Genomic DNA, 17,681 nt, shown 5'->3' with positions numbered 1-17,681 from the left:
CCCTGCTCGCGCATCTGCAGGAGCGCCGCGGCGATCAGCAGCATCGCGGCGGGCACCAGCAGCAGCGCGACCACCAGCTGGATCTTCGGCGCCGCCCGCGCCGCGCGGTCGATCGCCGCCCGTGACCGGCGGGCCCGGAGGTCGTCGGCCAACGCCCGCAGCCCGTCCCCCGCGTCCGCTCCGTGCCGATGGCACCGCACCAGCTGCGCGACCAGTTCCGGAGCACCCGCGGCCGGGCATCTCCGTCGCAGCTGCACCAACGCACGCTCGGTCTCGACGCCCAGGCGCATCTCCGCCGCCGTCCGGCGCAGCTCGGCTCCGAGCAGACCCGGCCGGTGGGCGCCCACGCGCGCGAGCGCCTCGGGCACGGACCAGCCGCCACGCAACACGATCCGCACGAGATCGATCGTGTCCGGCAGCTCGATCAGCATCGTCTCCGCCCGACCGCGGATCCGGCGCCCGATCAGGAGGTCCGGCAGCAACAGGAACGCCAGCGGGGCCGCCCCCACGAGCAGCAGCACTCCCGCGCCCACCACGGGCGCCAACACGATCGCGGCCCCCGCACCAACGATGACCCCCGCGCCGCGAGCTGCGCCGAGATCCGCCGTGCTGATCGCCGGCGTCAGCCCGGCTGCCTCGAGCCGCTCAGCGGCATCGGTCCCGGCGGGCAGACGACCACCGACGGTGTAGCCGATGCGCCGGCCGAGGCCCAGCAACGATCCCAGCCATCCCAGGTCGCCCCGGGTCCGGGCTCCCGATCCGGGCACCGCCCGCGAGAGCTCCGCCGCCTCGGACGCCCGTCGGCCGGCCCGCGCGATCAGGAGCTCTCCAAGCGCGACCCCACCCGTCGCCCCCGCGACCGTGGCAACGATCACCGCGATCATCCGACCAGCCCCGACGTGAGCCGGCGGACGGCGACGATCGCCACCAGCTGGAGCAGGATCGCCGCCACGACGAGCGCCGCACCGAGCGCCGTGGCCGTGATCGCCCCGACGCTGCCGGGCGCGAGGACGACGGCGACGAGCATGATCCCCGCGGGAATCCCCCCGACGATCCGTGCGGCGGCCCGGGCCTGGACGATCGCGCTCTCGGCCTCGGCCGCGGACCGCCGCGCGCGCTCCAGCGCGCCGGCCTGATCCCGCAGCACGTCGGCGAGCTCGCCCCCGGATTCGCCGTGCAGCAAGAGGGTGGCGACGATCGCGGTGTGCGCCGGCTCGTCGGCGCGGTCCCGCCAGGCATCGAGCGACGCGGCGAGTGGCTCACCAGCCGCCAGGCGAGCTGCGACCCGCCGCAGCTCTTCGAGCGCGGGACCGTGGAGGCCCGTCGTCCGCGACGCGTCACCGATCGCCGGGCCGACAGCGTGCCCGGCGTCGAGCGCGTCGGCCAGCGACCGCGCCACGATCGGCGCACCAGCGGCGATCACCCGCCGCCGCCGGGAGCCGTACGTCCGCTCGATGGCCCGCAACGCCATCGGTCCGGTCCCGACGACGGCACCGGCGGTCGGCGCGCCGAGGACGAGCAGGAGCAGGCCGCAGCCAAGCGCGATCGGCACGACCCGGTCCAGCCCCCGACCCCCGAGGACGAGCAGCCGCCGCAGACGGGTCCACCCGCGTCCCGCCCCGTCGCGCAGCTCGGGAGCGAGTCCCGCGACCCCGAGCCCGCCGAGCGCGCCCGCCACGGCCGAGACCGCGACCACGCCGCTCACGGGGAGGGCTCCTCGACCGCGATCGGCACGATCGACCAGCCCTCGGCGCTCACCTCCACACGACCTGCGGCCGTGACGGACCGCCGGCCCCCGGCCGACCGCTGCTGCTGGAGGACGAGCCCGACCGCATCGCCGATCATCCGCGAGACCGCGACGTGCGGCAGGCCGACGTCGGCCATCAGGCAGAGCGTCTCGAGCCGCCGCAGCGCCGCCTCGGGTGAGCGGGCGTGGATGGTCGACAGCGAACCGTCGTGACCGCTCGTCATCGCAGCACCATGTCGAGGGCCTCGGCCCCACGGACCTCGCCGACGACGATCCGGTCGGGACGCATCCGCAGGGCGTTGCGCACCAGCTCCCGGATGTCGACCGCTCCCCGTCCGTCGCTGCGGGCCGGACGTGCCTCGAGCCGGACCACGTGCGGCTGGCCGAGCCGCAGCTCCGCGGTGTCCTCGACGGTGACGATCCGCTCCGCCGGGTCGAGCAGGGTCGCGATCGCTCCGAGCGTCGTCGTCTTGCCCGCCCCGGTCCCGCCGCTGACGAGGATCGAACGCCGTTCCCCGACCGCCTCGGCGACCAGCTCTGCCACCGGCCGGGACCAGGTGCCCCGCTGGATCAGCTCGTCCGGGGTCCAGCGTCGGGCCCGGAACCGGCGGATCGTCACGGTCGGTCCGTCGACCGCCAGCGGCGGCAGCACGACGTGGACGCGTGACCCGTCGGGCAGGCGCGCGTCGCAGAGCGGATCGGCCCGATCGACGCGACGACCGGCGCCGGCCAGCATCCGCTCGATCGCGTGCAACAGCTCCTGCTCGTCGCCGAAGCGGACCCCGGTACGCTCGATCCTGCCCCGGCGCTCGACCCAGACGGGACGGGTGCCGGAGACCATGATCTCGTCGATCTCGGGGTCGTCGAACAGGGACTCCAGCGGCCCGAGCCCGACCGTCCGTTCCGCCAGCAGCCGCCGCACCTCGGCGCGGTCCTCCGGCGGCAGCAGCGGCGCGTCCCGGCGCAGGACCGCCTCGAGCAGCGCGTCCGACGACGGGCTCGTCCCACCCTCCGCCGGAGCCGCAGCGAGCGCCACCAGCTCGCGATGCAACTCGTCGACGAGATCGCGGTGCGCGTTCATCCAAGCCCGTCCAGGTTCGCCGCCGCCGCGGTCCCCGCCGCCCCCCGACGATCGTCCCCCGGCCCGCGAGGAAGCACCCGCAGCTCGCTGGCGAAGTTCTGGGCTGCGGCCAGGTAGACGGCCTGGCGGACCGTCACCCGCAGCGACACCGCGACCCGCCCGGCCGCCGCCTCGGTCCCGTCGGGCTCCGGCGCGGGACCGGACTCCACCACCTCGGCGTCCTCCAGCGCCAGCTTGGTCGAGCCGCCCTTCCCGTCCTGCTCGCGGGTCACCAGGAGGTCGATCCGGCTGCCAGGACGGATCGCCTCGGCGTCGCCGGTGGCCACGATCGACGCCACCCGTTCACCGGGCCGCAAACGCGGCCCGACCCCGCTGTCGAGAGCCGCTCGCGACACGTCGGCCCCCGCCACCAACGGCACCCGCAACCGCAACCCGACCAGCTCGTCCGGCGCCGCGACCCGATCGGCCGGCGCGTACCGCTGCGGCACCAGCCGGACCGCGAGCTGCGCGGCGCTGATCGGCGCGCCGACGGCCAGCGGTCGGCGCGCCACCACGACCGCGACCGTCGGACCCACCAGCGCGTCGAGCGCCCGCTCCCGGCGGCTCATGTCCCCCGCCGCGAGCGCACCGAGCACGACGGCCAGCCCGAGCAGCAGGATCGCCCGGCGACGGCGGCTCACCGCGTCACCGTTCCCGCAACCGAACCAGCCGCCGGCAGCTCCGCGACCAGACGCGTGCCGCCGCTCGACGGCAGCGCCCGCAGCCGCCCGCCGTGGCCGGCGAGCGCGTCGGTGACGATCCGCAGCCCACGCCCGCGCTGTCCTCTCACCGGTCGCCGCAGCAGCCGTTCGATCGGCACGGCGAGTCCCTGTCCCTCATCAGCGACCAGCACCTCGACCGTGCCGGCGCCCCACTGGACGCCGACGCGGACCGTGCCGGCGCCGTGGTCGAGGGCGTTCTGGGTCAGGTTGCCGATCGCCTGCGTCAAGCGTGCCCGGTCCCCGACGACGACCGCCCCCGACGGTCGTCCTCCGACGACGACCCGGCGCCCACGCCCGCGTGCGGTGGCGTCCTGGACCGCAGCCACGTCGCGGACGAGCGCGTCGAGGTCGACCGGTCGCCGCTCGTCCGGCCGGCGCCGACCGATCGCGGCCGCGCTCAGCTCCTCGACCTCGCGCCGGGCGCGGGCCAGCTCCAACGCCACGACCGGAAGCACCTCGGCACGACCAGGAACGACCCCGGCGCGCGCCCCCGGCGTCGGGCGGTCGAGGGCGAGCAGGGCGTTGGTGAGCGGCCCGCGCAGCTCGTGGCAGGCCCGGAGCACCAACTCGCGCCGACGGCCGGCTGCCCGCCGGGCAAGCACCAGCAGGCCCGTCGCGGCGATCGCGAGCGGCCATCCGGTGACCAGCAACAGGCTCATGAGGTGGCCTCCGCACGGCCACCGACCAGAACCGGAAGCAGGCCGGGCCGCACGTCGGCAGGGCGCGCCGACTCGGGACCCGAGGCGGTCTCGGGCGCCTCGGGCGTGACCTCCCGGTCGCCGACCGCGGCTCCGTCGCCGTTCGCGTCGGCCGTGACCGCTCCCGGGTCCGGATCAGGCTCCCGGTCCGGATCAGGGTCCGCCTCCGGGTCCGCCTCGCTGGCCACCAGCGCGGTCCCGTTGGAGGCCCGTTCGGCCTCCGCCGGCTCGCCGTCGTCCCCGGGCGAGTTCGCGTCCACCAGCCGATACCCCACGCCCCAGACGTTCACGACGAACTCGTCGCCGTGCGCGCCGAGCTTCCGTCGCAGACGACAGGCGTGGGAATCGATCGTGCGCGTGACACCCGCCGCCCGATAGCCCCAGACCGACCGCAGCAGCTCCTGCTTGGTCCGCACGCTCGTCGGCTCGCGAACCAATGCGAGCAGCAGCGCGTACTCCTTCTGCGTCAGCGTGACCGGTCGCTCGCGCACCGTCACGGAGCGTCGCGCAGGGTCGACGACCAGCTCGCCGACCCGGACCATCCCGGTGCCCGGGCGTCGCCACGACCGCCGCAGCAGACCCCCGATCCGCAGGCGCAGCTCCGGATAGCTGAACGGCTTGGTCAGGTAGTCGTCGCCCCCACGCTCGAGCCCGCGGATGCGGTCCAGCTCCCCACCCCGTCCCGTCAGGAACAGCAGCGGCGTGGTCGGGTCGACCCGCGAGACGATCCCGTCGGCCCGCCGGACCCGCTCCGCGAGCTCGAGGCCCGAGCCGTCCGGCAGCGAGAGGTCGCAGAGGACCAGGTCCGGCGGACGGGCCTCGAGCAGGCCGAAGGCGTCGGCCAGCGTGGCGGCGGCGAGCGGGTCGTAGCCGTCGGCGGCCAGGTGCTCGAGCAGGAAGGCACGGGTCAGGTCGTCGTCCTCGACGACCAGCAGCGTGGGGTGCGAATGGCGCATGGTGCCCGGATGACCCGGCAGCCCGCGGCGATTCGCCCCCGCAGTTCGTCACGCGCGACGTCAGCCGACCGCGGGATGCACCTGATCCGCCGCCGCCTCGGGGCGGAGCACGTCCCGCAGCTCGATCAGCGCCCGCCGCGTGGCCGGATGGCCCTCCAGCGGCGGCAGCGACACGACCACCGGGGTCCGGTGGCCGACCGCGATCGCCGCCAGCGCCTCGAGCGCCGCGTCGAGCCGCGAGACCAGCTCCCGGTCCGGCGGGTCGGAGTCCCGCGGGGCCGGGAAGGCCATCGCCGCGTAGGCCATTCGCTGCACGGCCAGGGTCGTGGTCCAGCGGGCGTCGTCGGCGGCGCTCTTCCAGACCAGATCCCCGACCGCGTCGGTGTGGGTCTCCCGCAGGTTGAGCAGGGCCGTGTGGAGGGCACGGCGCGACCGACGGACGATCCCGCTCGACGGCGCGTCCGCACGAGTCAGCGAGGCGTGCAGGACCTGCTGGACGGCCTCGATCACCGCGGCCTGTGCGGCCGGTAGCCGGGTCGCCGCCGTCCGCGGCCAGAACAGCCTGCGGGCGAGCAGGCCGACCGCGCAGCCCAGGAGCGTGTCGATGATCCGCGCCCCCAGCAACGAGCCGGCCGGTTCGCCCGGCTGCCCGAGGTCGACGATCAGCAGCGCGATCGGGGTCGCGAAGACCGACGCGATCCCGTAGGAGGCCACCAGCGTCGCCTGCATGATCGTCTGGCAGACCGCCAGCGCGAGGATGATCACCAGCACCCCGGGGTGCCCGCTGAGGATCGCGGCGGCGAGACCGGCGCCGACGATCGTGCCGCCCGCCCGCTGGAACGTCCTGCGCGCGGTCAGCGTCACGTTGCTCGCCTGGAGGACGGCGACGGTCGTCAGGCCGACCCAGACGCCGTGCTCGAGCCCGAGGAACATCCCGAGCCCGGTCCCGAGCCCGGTCGCGAGCCCGACCCGTGCGGCCGTCGGCACCACCAGCGACCCGGGCCGCAGTGCCCGCCGCAGCGCGGCGATCCCCCGACGGCTCTTGCGGCGCCCGAACGGCACCAGCGTCTGCTGCATCGCCATGGTCGGGTCCGCGGCCGCCTGGGCGCGTTCCATCGCCGCGACGAAGCGCTGCCCGTGGGGCGAGTCGGGGACCTCGTCCGGCAGCTCGATCCCGCGTCCCGACTGCGGGTCGGCGACGCTCGCGGCGATCCGGCGGGTCGCCGTGCCCCAGCCCGGATCGAGCGGCCCGCAATCGCGCAGGACCAGCCCGAGCGCGGCGTCGATCACCGCCTCCCCCGCCAGCGCCAGCTCGACCAGGCGGTCCCCGTCGCTGCGTCCCCGGGTCGCGGCCGTCAGCACGTTGCGTGCCTGCTCGAACGCGACCAGCGCCTCGTGACGAGCGGTCTCGACGGAGTCGTGGCCGACCGCATCGAGCAGCCGGGCCAGCACCGTGTAGGCCCGCGCCAACGCCCGCTCCTCCGGTCCGCGGGGCCGCCGCAGGCGGCCGGCCATCGCGATCGCGGTCACGATCGCCGCGCCGACCAGGACCAGGGCCGCCCGCTTCGGCAGCTCGCTGGCCTCGCCCGGGTAGGCCGCCGCGGCCAGGAACGCGAGCACGATCACGAACTCGCGTGGCTTGCCGACGCTCCAGGCGAGGCAGCCCAGCGTCGCGACGCCAGCGACCACGCCAGCGCCGATCGCGATCGTCCACGGCGAGACCGACGCCAAGCTGCCCAGCACCACGGCCAGCGTCAAGGCGACCGCGACCCCGGCCATCACCCGCAGCCGCCGACGGTAGGGCTCGTCGCGCGCGTACATCGCGACGAACGCGCCCTGCGTCGCCAGTGCGCCCCACGTGACGTGCCCGAAGGCGGCCAGGATCGAGAGCGGGATGACGAAGCTCAGCCCGATCCGCAGCGCGGTCCATCGCCGCGCGTAGGACGCGTCGAAGATCCCCCGCCACGCCCGCAGGCCCGGCTTCGCCGCCCTGGTCAGAACGGCAGGTCGTCGTCGTACCGCGACCCGTCCTCCGTCGAGGGCGAGCCGGAGGCCGCCGGCGGCGCAGCCAGGATGTCGGCGTCGAAGAACGAGGGAGCGGCCGGCGCCGGGGCGTGGTCTCCGGCCGACGGCAGACCCGACTGGGCCGGGACGGGCGGTTGCGGTGCGGCGGCCTCCACGGCCGCCGGCGGCTGCGGGGACTCCGGGACGACCGGCCGCCGCGGGGGCCGTTGGACAGCCGGCAGCTGCTGGGACTCCGGGACAGCCGGCGGCCGAGCGGGCTCGGGGACGGCCTCGCGCAGGGGCTCAGGGGACGACGGCTGCCGGGTCCCGTCGCTGATCCGGAAGCTCGCCGCGCCGTCGCCCTCGTCGATCTCGCGGACCTCCTGCTCGACCCGGTCGAGGTGCTCGCGCAACGCCCGCTCCAGGCCCTTGCCCTCGCGCAGCAGCGCGATCAGCTGCTCCGGCGGCAGCGCGTCGTCCGCGCCGAGCTCGGCCGCGATCTGGTGCAGGCGGTCGTAGGCGGTGCCGAACGAGAGCTCGACGGGGGTCTGGGGATCGGAGCTCATGCGGACTTCTCGTCGGTGTTCGGGGGCAGGGCGTCCGCGGCCGGCGGACGATCGGGGGACAGCTCGGTCACGGTCGCGGACGCGGTTCCGTCCTCCAGCGACAGCCGGACCGTCGCGCCGGGGCGAAGGTCGTCGACCCGGCGGACGACGCGGCCGTCCGCGTCGAGCGCGGCGATCCAGCCCCGACGGCGGGGATCGGCGGCATCGAGCAGGCGGCCGTGCTCGGCGACGGCCCGCCGCAGCTCGGCCGTCGCGCGATCCGCGAGCGTGATGATCGGGCGCGCGTCGAGCGCCTGCCGGACGGCGGCGGTGCGGGCGCGGATCCGATCCGGCCCGCGGTCCAGCAACGAGCGGACCGCCACCAGCTCGGCGTCGATCGCGCGCAGGAAGCGAGCGGCGTGGGCCTCGACCGCCCGTCCCCCGGCCAGGATCGCCGCGCGGTGCCCGTCGAGCCGGCCGCGGTGAGCGACGACGGTCGCGACCGCCTCGAGCTCGCGGCGGAGGGCCGCCGGACGCCGGGTCGCCCGCGAGAGCGCGTCGCCGAGGTGGACGACCTCACGCTGGAGCTCACGCCGGTCGGGCACCACCCGCTCGGCGGCGTGACGGGGCACGAACGCGGCGTGGGTGACGTGGTTGCAGACGGGGTTGTTGTCGGTGTGGCCGATCGCGGTCACGACCGGGGTCCGCAGCGCACGGATCGCCCGGCAGAGCCGCTCGTCGTCGAAGCAGACGAGGTCCTGGACCGATCCGCCGCCGCGCGCGACCACGATCACGTCGACCCGCGGGTCGGCGTCGAGCCGCGCCAGGCGGTCGACGATCTCCGCCGGGGCCGCCGCGCCCTGAACGCGGCAGCAGGCGGTCACGACCGGCACCGCCGGGAAGCGGTCGCCGAGACCCCGGATCACGTCCTTGAGCGCGTCGGAGTCGGCGCCCGAGATCAGCCCGACGCCGCGCGGGAACCGCGGCAGCGACGGGAACCTCGCCGGATCGCAGAGCCCTTCGGCCGCGAGCCGCGCGACCAGCTCGGCGCGTCGCCGGAGCATCTCGCCCTCGCCCGCGGCCTCGACGTCCTCGACGACGACCCGCAGCCGGCCGCCGGCCGCCCAGTACTCGCAGTGGCGGATCCGGATCCGGACGCGATCGCCGTGCTTCGGCGCGTGGCTCGGGGCCTTCGAGCGGGTCAACCACGGGAGGTAGGAGCAGGGCAGGACCTGCTCGCCGTCGGTGAGGTCGAACCACCAGACCCCGCGCCCGCCCTGCTTCGGTCGCTGGACCTCGCCCTCGACCAGGGCCGGTCCGGCCTCACGCAGGGCGCGGCCGATCCGAGCCGCGTAGTCGGCGACGCCGATCGGTGTCGTGGTGGGGCTCTCGACGGGGGTCATTCGCGACCTCCAACGGTACGCCCTGGAGCGGCTGACCCGCGATCTTCAGGATCGCCGGTGCGGTGGCCACGGCCCCCATAGCGCATCCGGACGGGTGCAACATCGAACCCAAGCCTCGTCCGGGCGGTCATGCCCTGGCTAGGATGCCGAGCACGTCTTGGAACGCGGTTGCCGCCGTGCGCTCCGAGGTACATCCAACTGTCGTGTGGGTCGGCTTCGTTGCCGCCTCCGCCCCACCGCGTCGAACGAGCTCCATGGATTCCACCTGTCGAGGGAACTACGACTCCGGCGAGGACTTTGTCCTCGAATACGGAGACCTGCGCTTCACGTTCAACGAGCGAGATTTCGCTGAACGTTGTGAGCAAGCTGCCGCGAAGCTCGGCTTCGTCCACGACCGCCTCGGTCCGGACGAGGTCGACGATCTCGTCGAGCTGACCGTCAGCGGCGAGGTGATCGAACCCGTCTCCCGCCTCGGCGAGCACATCAACGAGTGCTGGACGGAGCTGTCCGGCCCCGCCGAGCGCTCGATCGTGCACTGGATGCGCCGGCTGGTGTTCCGCGGCGCGTGGATGGACCAGCGCGTCAAGGAGGGCGAGCTGGACATCCTCTTCGACGAGGCCACCCAGCGGTTCAGCTACGTGCAGCCGGCCCGCAACAACGAGCCCGTCGAGCTGGCTCCCGCGCCATCGTGGTTCCAGGTCTCCTACCTCCCGGTCGACGACCGCCGCTAACCCACCGCCGGCCCGAGCACCGGCACCCAGGACCGCAAGGTCCCACCAGATGTGAAGAAGGCCCCGCGACTGCGGGGCCTTTCTCGTTCCACACCCCCGCGCGACCAGCCCATCGGCTGACCACGCGCGGGGTGCTGTGAGGTGCCCGCCTAGGAGAGCTCGGCGCGGGCCGCCGCGATCGCAGCGGCGCCTTCGTCGCCGACCAGCAGGTCGGGGCGGAGCGTGCCGGAGCTGGCCAGGTCGAGGGCGGGGAAGCGAGCCGTGGTCGTCAGCGCGGCGTCGAGGCGGACGACGGTGCTCTCGCCGCCGGCCGGGGACTCACGGGTGGCGATGATCGTCAGCGAGCCGCCGTCGGCGAGCTTGCGGGCCGCGGCCAGGATCCGTCGTGCGGCGCCCTCGCCGAGACCGTCGAGGGTGTCGATCAGCAGCACGGCGTGGCCACCGCGGGCCGCGATCCGGCGTCCACGGTCGACGACCTCGTCGATCGCCTTCGCGCGCTGCTCGGGCCCGGCCGAGAGATCGAGGGCGACGGTCGGCGCCAGGCCGGCCTCGCGCCACTCGCCGATCTCCTCGGGGCGGACGCCCACGAGCACCGGCAGCAGCTCGACGCCGTCGACCTTGCCGAGCGCGACGCCGAGACGACGCAGCGCCTCGGTCTTGCCGGCCGCGTGGGGACCGGCGATCACGGCGCGCGAGCCGCGGCCGAGCGGCGTCAGCCAGGCGATCGCGGCGACCGTCGGGTCGTCGCTCTCGATCGCGAACAGCTCGGTCGGCCGAACGGCGACGAGCTCCTCGAAGCGGGTGCCGGTCGACGTCTCGTCGGCCGATGCGCCGTTGATCGTCTCGACGCGGACCAGCGACGGGTACCGCTCGCTGTTGCGGGCCGGACGGGTCGGGCCGGCGATCCGGTCGCCGTCGACGAGCTCGCAGCGGCGGACCTGGCCGGCCGAGACGTAGACCTCGCTGCCGTCGGCCGCCTTCAGCATCGCCGAGCCGCTCGGGCCGACGACGAGGACGCCCTCGACGGTCTGGCCCTCCTCGGCCTCGTTGCGGCCGGCCTCGCGCGGGTAGCGCTCGCCACGGTCGCGGTCGCCACGCTCACGGCCGGACTCGCGGCCGCTGTCACGACGGTCACGGCCGGACTCGGACGGGCCCTCGTCGCCGCCACGCCGACGGCGGCGCGAGGGACGCTCCTCGTCGCTGATCGTGGTGGTGTGGTCGACGTCGGTCGACTCCTCGCGGCGGCCGCCACGGCGTCGGCGGGCGGGGCGCTCGCCGGTGTCGTCATCGGTGGCGCGGGCGGCGGAGCCGCCGCGGCGCTCGAGAATGGTGTCGGCCAGCTCTTCGCGGCGCAGGCGGCGGAAGCCGTCGATGGCGAGCTCGCCGGCCAGCGCGTGCAGGTCGGCCAGACTGCTGGACTCCAGGACCTCACGGGTGAGGACGGTCATCGGTGTTCTCCTTCTGGTGCTTCGTCGGTAGGCCCCGACCGCGTTGTGCGCAGCGATCGGCGACTGGCCCCACCCTAGACGAAGCTCCGGGCATGACGCGTCACCCCCCGCCGGCCGCGAGCCACCGGCGTTTCCCGCGAGGAGCGGGAAGAACCTGACCGGACGGTGCCCGGCGGCGGCGACCGAACCGGCGATGCCGAAGGACGCGCGGCGGTCCGATCGGGGCGCGGCGAGCGGCCGCGCGGCGATCGGACCGGTTGCGGCGGCGCTAGGCCTGCGAGCGCTCCACGAGGCCCTTGAGCCAGGTGGCGAACTCGGGACGCGACTGCCAGTCCTTCGTGAACTGGGCGATCCCGGCGTCGGTCAGCGGGTGCTTGAGCATCTGCCTGAGGATCTTGCCCGGGACCGTGGCGACGTCGGCCCCGAGGGCGGCGGCGACCGTCACGTGGATCGGGTTGCGGATCGACGCGGCGAGCACCTGCGCACCGGTCGAGTTGGTCGCGACCGCCTCGATGATCTCGCGGGTCGTCTCGGCCGAGTCGATCCCGATGTCGTCGAGCCGTCCGAGGAAGCTCGAGATGTAGGTCGCCCCCGCCTCGGCGGCGAGGATCGCCTGCGGGGCGCTGAAGACCAGCGTCATGTTGACGGGGTGCCCGAGCTCATGGAGACGGGCGGTCGCCTCGAGGCCGGCGGCGCTGAACGGGACCTTGACGACGATCCGCTCGTCGAGCCCTGCGAGCGCGATGCCCTCGGCGACCATCCCGTCGGCGTCCTCGCTGACGACCTCGGCCGAGGTCGGGCCGTCGACCAGGTCGGCGATCCGGCGGATGATGTCCTCCGGCTTCCCGTCCTCCTTGGCCAGGAGCGACGGATTGGTGGTCGCGCCGGCGAGCACGCCCCAACGGGCGATCTCCTCGACCTCGGCGACGGATCCGGTGTCGATGAACAGCTTCATGCGGGGTAACTCCCAGGAGACGGGCGGTGAAACGCGTTCCGCGTGACGAGCACGGGATTCACGAGCGTCAACTCAGCGTACCGCGGGTTCGCGCGAGCCCCCGCCGTCCCCCCGCTCGTCGTCGTCATCGTCATCTTCGTCGTGCAGCCACTGGAGCCGAACGTCGGCCCGGTCGACCTCGGGCATCTCGGCCCGGCCGTCGAGCACCGAGCGGACCCGCAGGTAGTCGACCGCCTCGCGGATGTCGTGCAGGCGCGCGATCGAGAAGCGGGCCCGCTCGGCGCACCAGCCGAGCGCGGCGAGCGTTCCCGCCAGCCGCTCGTCGGGCTCGCGGTGGATGATCGTGCCGACGAAGTACTTGCGGGAGACGGCCAGCAGCAGCGGGTGCCCGTGGACGGCGAGCGCCGGCAGGTCGCGCATCACCTCGACCGTCTCGCTCGGCATCTTGGCGAAGTCCGGCCCCGGGTCGAGCACGATCGAATCGGCCCGGACCCCGGCCTGGAGCGCCCGCTCGCGCAGGTTCGCCAGGAACGCCCGGACGTCGTCGACGACGCGTCCGCCGTAGTCGGGGAAGTACTCGGTCTTCGGATCGGCACGGGTGTGCATCAGCACGATCCCGGCCCCACGCGCGGCGACCACGCTGGCCAGGCGCGCGTGGTAGAGCCCGCTGACGTCGTTGATCAGGTGGGCGCCGGCGTCGAGCACGGCCTCGGCGACCTCCGGCTTCCAGGTGTCGACGGAGACGATCAGGCCGTGGTCGACGAGGCGCCGCACGACGGGCACGACGCGGGCGATCTCGTCCGGGGCGCCGACGATCGGCGTGTGGGTGACCCCGGACTCGCCGCCGACGTCGATGATCTCGGCGCCGGCCTCGGCCAGCGCGATGCCGTGGGCGACCTGCGCCTCGACCGTCTGCAGACGCGTGCGGTCGCTGAACGAGTCGGGGGTGCAGTTCACGATCCCCATCAGCGCCGGTCGGCCGGACCGCAGCGTCAGGGTCTGGTCGCGTAGGCGGAGGATGAGCTCGTCGGTCACGCGGGGCTCCCGTGGATCAGGTGGTAGTGGACGAAGAGGACGTCGCCGGCCCGCCAGGTCCCCCGCAGCCGTAGCGGCAGGGGCTCCGGGCCGATCTCGCCGGTCATGATCGTGAGCGGGTGCGCGCCGCCGACGAGCAGCGGCGAGACGGTCAGCACCAGCTCGTCGAGCAGCCCGTGGCCGGCGAGCGCCGCCAGCAGGTGCGGGCCGCCCTCGCAGTTGACGATCCGCATGCCCCGCTCGTGCAGGTCGGTCAGCGCCGCGCCCGGCGTCGCCTGCGGCAGCCGCACGACGTCGACCCGGTCGGCATCGACCGCGTAGGGCGGCTCGACCTCGGTGTAGATCGCGACCCGGGTCAGCGGCTCGTGCAACAGCGGCACGTCGGGATCGAGCGAGAACGAGCGCGAGATCGTCGCCAGCAGCGGCTCGGGCGGGAGCCCGGCCGCAACCCGGACCTCCCGCTGCGGCGGGTCGAGCGTCGTCGAGTAGCGCTCGCGGTTGAGCGTTCCCGGACCCACCAGCAGCGCGTCGGCGCGCTCGCGGAGGCCACGGAAGATCGCCCGGTCCTCGGGGCCGCCGAGGCCGCCGGAACGGCCCTCGACGGTCGCGTGGCCGTCGACGCTCGCGACCATCACGCCGATCGTCCGCGGACGACCCGCAACCGACGGTGCGGCATCGGCGACGATCGCGTCGAGCACCTGGGTGGCCTCCGTGGGGACGTCCCGCCCCTCCAGCGACCGGAACACCTGGCCGGGCACCTAGACGACGGGGCCGGCGGTCGCCCGCACGCGGTAGGAGACCCGCGTGGTGCCGGTCGGGACCGCGCCGGTCGTCGTGGTCTTCGAGGTCTTCGTCGACTTCTTCTTCGTCGTCGTGGTCGTCGGCGTCGGCGTCGTCCGCGCCGGGGTCGGATCGTCGCCCTTGGTGAAGGTCAGGACGAGGACCACGATCACCGCGACCAGCAGGATCCCGACGAGCGCGATCTGCCAGCGGGGCGCGCTGCGGCGCTCCGAGGCCACCGGGCTCCGGAAGCCCTCTCCGGGGGTGTCGTTCTCCCAGCCCTCGTCCCACTGGTCGTCACCGCCAGCCGGCGGCACCGCCCCTCCGCCCGTGGCGGCGGCCGCGGCGGCCCGACGCGGGGCCGACGGGGCACCGGCGGACGGGGCACCGGCGGACGGGGCACCGGTCGACGGCGCACCGCCGACGGGCGAGACGCCGGACCCGGCGCCCGGGGCGGCCGGTCCGCCGTCGAGACCGAGCGCGGCGATGTCGCTGCTCGACCACTCGACGGTCGCGTTGGGGTCGGCCGGCGCGACCGGACGGTCGTGCTCGCCGGCGGGGATCCCCTCCTCGTCGTCGTGGCCCGCCGCCGCCGCGGCGGCGGCGCCAGCGGCGGGGGTGCTCGCCTGCGGGGTGTGGGTACCGGCGTCGGCCGGGGCCACGGGCGCGACCCCACCGACGCCGACGATCACGGCGTCGCCGAGACCGTCGGGCACCGGGACCGGCTCCCAGGCGCGGTACGCGAGGCCCGCTTCCTCGAGCGCGTCGATCACGACCTGGCGGGCGTCGCCGCCCTCCAGCCAGGTCGCCAGCATCAGGCGTGCCTCGGCACCGCGCAGCTGACCGTCCTGGCGGAGCGCCGCGAGCGCGATCGGCTGGCGGTCCTCCGGATCCTCGAGCGCCGGGCCGGTGATCTGGCTGCCGTGCATCGCGTCGTGGAGCATCAGCCGGGCCTGGGCGAGCATCGCCGCCAGCAGGCCGGGATCGGCGCGCAGCAGCACGGCCAGATCAGCGTGGTCGAGGCTGCTCAGCCCCCGCAGCGCGAGCACCTCGCGCTGGTCGACCGGCAGCAGCCGGTTGGCGCGGGAGACGGCCCCCTGGAGCCCGGTGAGCGGCGGCTGCGCCTCGTCGTGAGCGTGGAGCTGCGCTGCGTACTCGGGGTTCGCCTCGAGCTGGCCGAGCATCTGCCGGGCGTGCCAGCAGCCCATCAACAGCAGGTCGCGATCGTCGGTCCCCTCCGGCGCGTCCGGTGGGACCCGCTCCGCGACGGCGGCGAAGGCGGCGACCGCGGCGTGCCACGCGGCACCCGGACTGCCGGTCACCCGCAGCGCGAGGTTGAAGACGGTCTCGCCGTTGCGGTCGAACCGCGACGCGGTCACGGCCGGCACGGCGTTCGGATGGCTCTCGGACTCACTCGTCATCGATCTAGAGGGGATCGTAGGTGCTCGGGCGGTCAGCGTTCGCTGATCCTCCCACGGCGACGTTCCCCGACCAGCCCGGAACCAGGCCCTCGAGCCGGGCCTCCTCGAGGAAGTCGGCGAGCCCGCGCTCGATGCCGTCGGCGTCCCAACCCAGCTCCGGAGCGATCGTCTCGGCGACCCTGCGGGCCGCCGCGGCGTCGTCGGCGACCAGCGTCCGTGCGGCGGTCAGCCCGAGCCGGGTCCGGCGCAGCAGCACGTCGCCGAGCGACCGCGCGTGCTCGTTGCGGACGGCGTGCACGGCTTCGGCGAGCAGGTCGACGGGACCGTCGTCGACGATCGGCGCCGCCAGCTCCGGACGATCCGCGGCCAGCTGGAGCACGTCGCGCGCGACGCTCCCGTAGCGGGCGGCCAGCTGGGCGCGGGCGGCGTCGCCGGTTCCGCGGACGTGCGGCAGCCGCAGCGGGTCGACCGGCTGCCCGAGCGGCAGCTGGTCCGTCCGGCAGGGCACCTCGCGGCCGTCGCGCTCGGTCAGGCGGTCGACGGTCTGCTTCGCCATCCGCCGCCAGGTCGTCAGCTTGCCGCCGGTGATCGTCAGCATGCCCGACGACGTCTCGTAGAGCTCGGCCCGGCGCGAGATGTCGACCGACCGCTTCGGGTCGCCGGACGAGATCAGCGGGCGGACGCCGGCGTAGGCGCCGCTGACGTCCTCGGGCACCAGCGACGTGCCGAAGAAGGCGTTGAGCCCGTCGAGGATGTAGGCGACGTCCTCGTCCGGCGCGGCGACGTGGTCGAGGTCGCGCACGTCGTAGTCGTTGTCGGTCGTCCCGACCAGCGTCCGTCCCAGCCACGGCAGCGCGAACATGAAGCGGCCGCCGCCCGAGGGCACGATCGCCCCGGAGCGCAGCGGCAGCTTCTCCGCCGGCAGCGTCACGTGGGTCCCCCGCGAGGGCCGGATGATCGGGACCTCGGCCTCGTCGCGCAGCTCCGCCGGCCGCAGGCGATCGGCCCAGACGCCGGTCGCGTTGACGACGTTGGTCGCCCGGATCGGGAAGACCTCGCCCGACTCGCCGTCGCGGACCCGGACCCCGGTCGCCCCGCCGTCGCGCTCGACCAGCTCGAGGACCTCGACCCGGTTGAGGCAGACGGCCCCGAACCGCTCGGCCTCCTGGAGGATCGTGAGCACGAGCCGGCTGTCGTCGGTCTGGCAGTCGTAGAACAGCCAGCCGCCGGTCGGGTCCTGGTCGGCCAGCGCCGGCAGGTGCTCGATCACCTCGCGGGCGTCCAGCGAGCGGTGGCGGCCCGGCGTCCAGCCGGCCTCGGTGCCCTCCTGGCCCCGGCGACGGCGGCCACCGCGACGGGTGTCGACGGCCAGCGCGTCGTAGAGGTTGAGGCCGACGCCGGTCATCCGGTCGGGCCGATGCTCGCCGGCGGTGGCGACGACGAGCGGCAACGGCGTGACCAGGTGCGGCGCCAGGCGGGCGTTGATCTGGCGTTCGAGCAGCGCCTCGCGGACGAGTCCGATGTCGAAGCTCGCCAGGTACCGGAGACCGCCGTGGACCAGCTTGGAGCTGCGGCTGGAGGTCCCCGAGGCGTAGTCGAAGCGTTCGACCAACGCGACGGAGTACCCGCGTGAGGCCGCGTCGAGGGCGACCCCCGCTCCGGTGACCCCGCCGCCGACCACGACGACGTCGAAGGTCTCCTCGGTCAGGGCGCTGATGGCGTCGGAGCGCTCGAGCACCCGTCCAGCATGGCAGTCCGCGCGCCCGACGCATAGATGAGTGATTCCGCGGAGTCGTGGAGGTGGGGTGCGTTCGGGGCGGTGTCCCTGACGTCGCCCGGTGCCGAGAGCCAGGCTGAGAAGCCTGACCGAGGTGCCGGGTGGCGCCAGGTGCCGTCCCGGGCGCACCCCACGCCGCGAGGTCGTGGAATCACTCATCCAGCCGCCCGGACACGTACCCGGTGCCAGCGGCCCCGACGACCACCTCCCCGCCCCCTGCTCGCCCGGGGCCCGCGCTGAGAACCTGTTTCAGGATGATCGGCCGCCTGGGGCGGCCGTTGACGCATCGCCGGATCGGGGTGGGCGGGATCTGGTCTCTCAGTCAGACCACCAGTCTGA

General features: G+C 74.8%; 16 protein-coding genes and 1 pseudogene. 1 reads left to right on the top strand and 16 read right to left on the bottom strand.

Annotated elements, in window-relative coordinates; genetic code table 11:
* Window positions 1–44 precede the first annotated feature (44 nt).
* From ACVUH9_RS03670 to xseA, 10 genes and pseudogenes are all read right to left on the bottom strand, one after another.
* Window positions 45–431 (bottom strand): annotated as a pseudogene (locus ACVUH9_RS03670) (type II secretion system F family protein); the annotation flags it as partial.
* Between the two features lie 449 nt (window positions 432–880).
* The gene (locus ACVUH9_RS03665) at window positions 881–1,705 is read right to left on the bottom strand and encodes a type II secretion system F family protein (protein ID WP_475754051.1); all 825 of its coding nucleotides are present in this window, start codon (window positions 1,703–1,705) and stop codon (window positions 881–883) included.
* Window positions 1,702–1,971, bottom strand: a complete 270-nt coding sequence (locus ACVUH9_RS03660; RefSeq protein ID WP_475754050.1) for a hypothetical protein — start codon at window positions 1,969–1,971, stop codon at window positions 1,702–1,704. The genes ACVUH9_RS03665 and ACVUH9_RS03660 overlap by 4 nt, the downstream gene beginning before the upstream one ends.
* Window positions 1,968–2,828 (bottom strand): CpaF family protein, encoded by an 861-nt coding sequence (locus tag ACVUH9_RS03655; RefSeq protein ID WP_475754048.1) that lies wholly within the window; start codon window positions 2,826–2,828, stop codon window positions 1,968–1,970. Before ACVUH9_RS03655 ends, ACVUH9_RS03660 begins: the two co-directional genes overlap by 4 nt.
* Window positions 2,825–3,508 (bottom strand): Flp pilus assembly protein CpaB, encoded by a 684-nt coding sequence (gene cpaB, locus ACVUH9_RS03650; protein ID WP_475754046.1) that lies wholly within the window; start codon window positions 3,506–3,508, stop codon window positions 2,825–2,827. Before cpaB ends, ACVUH9_RS03655 begins: the two co-directional genes overlap by 4 nt.
* Entirely contained in the window at window positions 3,505–4,248 is a 744-nt protein-coding gene (locus ACVUH9_RS03645; RefSeq protein ID WP_475754044.1) for a sensor histidine kinase, read from the bottom strand. The genes cpaB and ACVUH9_RS03645 overlap by 4 nt, the downstream gene beginning before the upstream one ends.
* Window positions 4,245–5,243: a response regulator transcription factor gene (locus ACVUH9_RS03640; RefSeq protein ID WP_475754042.1), complete on the bottom strand. Its 999-nt coding sequence runs from the start codon at window positions 5,241–5,243 to the stop codon at window positions 4,245–4,247. The genes ACVUH9_RS03645 and ACVUH9_RS03640 overlap by 4 nt, the downstream gene beginning before the upstream one ends.
* 60 nt (window positions 5,244–5,303) lie before the next feature.
* A complete protein-coding gene (locus tag ACVUH9_RS03635) occupies window positions 5,304–7,064 on the bottom strand; it encodes an FUSC family protein (RefSeq protein ID WP_475754040.1) in 1,761 nt (586 codons plus the stop codon).
* Between the two features lie 173 nt (window positions 7,065–7,237).
* Window positions 7,238–7,813 (bottom strand): exodeoxyribonuclease VII small subunit, encoded by a 576-nt coding sequence (locus ACVUH9_RS03630; RefSeq protein ID WP_475754038.1) that lies wholly within the window; start codon window positions 7,811–7,813, stop codon window positions 7,238–7,240.
* On the bottom strand, window positions 7,810–9,195 hold the full coding sequence (gene xseA / locus ACVUH9_RS03625) for an exodeoxyribonuclease VII large subunit (RefSeq protein ID WP_475754036.1): 1,386 nt from the start codon (window positions 9,193–9,195) through the stop codon (window positions 7,810–7,812). The genes ACVUH9_RS03630 and xseA overlap by 4 nt, the downstream gene beginning before the upstream one ends.
* 254 nt (window positions 9,196–9,449) lie before the next feature.
* Between xseA and ACVUH9_RS03620 the strand changes: the two genes are divergently transcribed.
* Complete coding sequence (locus tag ACVUH9_RS03620; protein ID WP_475754034.1) at window positions 9,450–9,926, top strand: hypothetical protein; 477 nt, start codon at window positions 9,450–9,452, stop codon at window positions 9,924–9,926.
* 149 nt (window positions 9,927–10,075) lie between these two features.
* On the opposite strand, the gene ACVUH9_RS03615 is transcribed toward ACVUH9_RS03620, so the two are convergent.
* From ACVUH9_RS03615 to ACVUH9_RS03590, 6 genes are all read right to left on the bottom strand, one after another.
* Entirely contained in the window at window positions 10,076–11,374 is a 1,299-nt protein-coding gene (locus ACVUH9_RS03615) for a Rho termination factor N-terminal domain-containing protein (protein WP_475754032.1), read from the bottom strand.
* Between the two features lie 268 nt (window positions 11,375–11,642).
* The gene (locus tag ACVUH9_RS03610) at window positions 11,643–12,329 is read right to left on the bottom strand and encodes a transaldolase family protein (RefSeq protein ID WP_475754030.1); all 687 of its coding nucleotides are present in this window, start codon (window positions 12,327–12,329) and stop codon (window positions 11,643–11,645) included.
* Window positions 12,330–12,401: 72 nt separating this feature from the next.
* Window positions 12,402–13,364 (bottom strand): dihydropteroate synthase, encoded by a 963-nt coding sequence (gene folP / locus ACVUH9_RS03605; RefSeq protein WP_475754028.1) that lies wholly within the window; start codon window positions 13,362–13,364, stop codon window positions 12,402–12,404.
* Window positions 13,361–14,110 (bottom strand): dihydrofolate reductase family protein, encoded by a 750-nt coding sequence (locus ACVUH9_RS03600; RefSeq protein ID WP_475754026.1) that lies wholly within the window; start codon window positions 14,108–14,110, stop codon window positions 13,361–13,363. Before ACVUH9_RS03600 ends, folP begins: the two co-directional genes overlap by 4 nt.
* A 12-nt stretch (window positions 14,111–14,122) precedes the next feature.
* Window positions 14,123–15,565, bottom strand: coding sequence for a hypothetical protein (locus ACVUH9_RS03595; protein ID WP_475754024.1), 1,443 nt, complete (start codon window positions 15,563–15,565; stop codon window positions 14,123–14,125).
* 4 nt (window positions 15,566–15,569) lie between these two features.
* On the bottom strand, window positions 15,570–17,303 hold the full coding sequence (locus ACVUH9_RS03590) for a glycerol-3-phosphate dehydrogenase/oxidase (protein WP_475754023.1): 1,734 nt from the start codon (window positions 17,301–17,303) through the stop codon (window positions 15,570–15,572).
* Window positions 17,304–17,681 lie beyond the last annotated feature (378 nt).

It is taken from the genome of Patulibacter ginsengiterrae (assembly GCF_056269115.1).
Note: the sequence above shows the minus strand (reverse complement) of the source record. Positions and strands in the feature narration are given on the sequence as shown.

Bases quoted from the DNA above. Each gene is read 5' to 3' on its own strand.
- ACVUH9_RS03655 (WP_475754048.1), bottom strand. From the start codon at position 2,828: ATGAACGCGCACCGCGATCTCGTCGACGAGTTGCATCGCGAGCTGGTG.
- ACVUH9_RS03630 (WP_475754038.1), bottom strand. From the start codon at position 7,813: ATGAGCTCCGATCCCCAGACCCCCGTCGAGCTCTCGTTCGGCACCGCC.
- ACVUH9_RS03635 (WP_475754040.1), bottom strand. From the start codon at position 7,064: ATGTACGCGCGCGACGAGCCCTACCGTCGGCGGCTGCGGGTGATGGCC.
- ACVUH9_RS03660 (WP_475754050.1), bottom strand. From the start codon at position 1,971: ATGACGAGCGGTCACGACGGTTCGCTGTCGACCATCCACGCCCGCTCA.
- ACVUH9_RS03610 (WP_475754030.1), bottom strand. From the start codon at position 12,329: ATGAAGCTGTTCATCGACACCGGATCCGTCGCCGAGGTCGAGGAGATC.
- ACVUH9_RS03595 (WP_475754024.1), bottom strand. From the start codon at position 15,565: ATGACGAGTGAGTCCGAGAGCCATCCGAACGCCGTGCCGGCCGTGACC.
- ACVUH9_RS03615 (WP_475754032.1), bottom strand. From the start codon at position 11,374: ATGACCGTCCTCACCCGTGAGGTCCTGGAGTCCAGCAGTCTGGCCGAC.
- ACVUH9_RS03640 (WP_475754042.1), bottom strand. From the start codon at position 5,243: ATGCGCCATTCGCACCCCACGCTGCTGGTCGTCGAGGACGACGACCTG.
- xseA (WP_475754036.1), bottom strand. From the start codon at position 9,195: ATGACCCCCGTCGAGAGCCCCACCACGACACCGATCGGCGTCGCCGAC.
- ACVUH9_RS03645 (WP_475754044.1), bottom strand. From the start codon at position 4,248: ATGAGCCTGTTGCTGGTCACCGGATGGCCGCTCGCGATCGCCGCGACG.
- ACVUH9_RS03620 (WP_475754034.1), top strand. From the start codon at position 9,450: ATGGATTCCACCTGTCGAGGGAACTACGACTCCGGCGAGGACTTTGTC.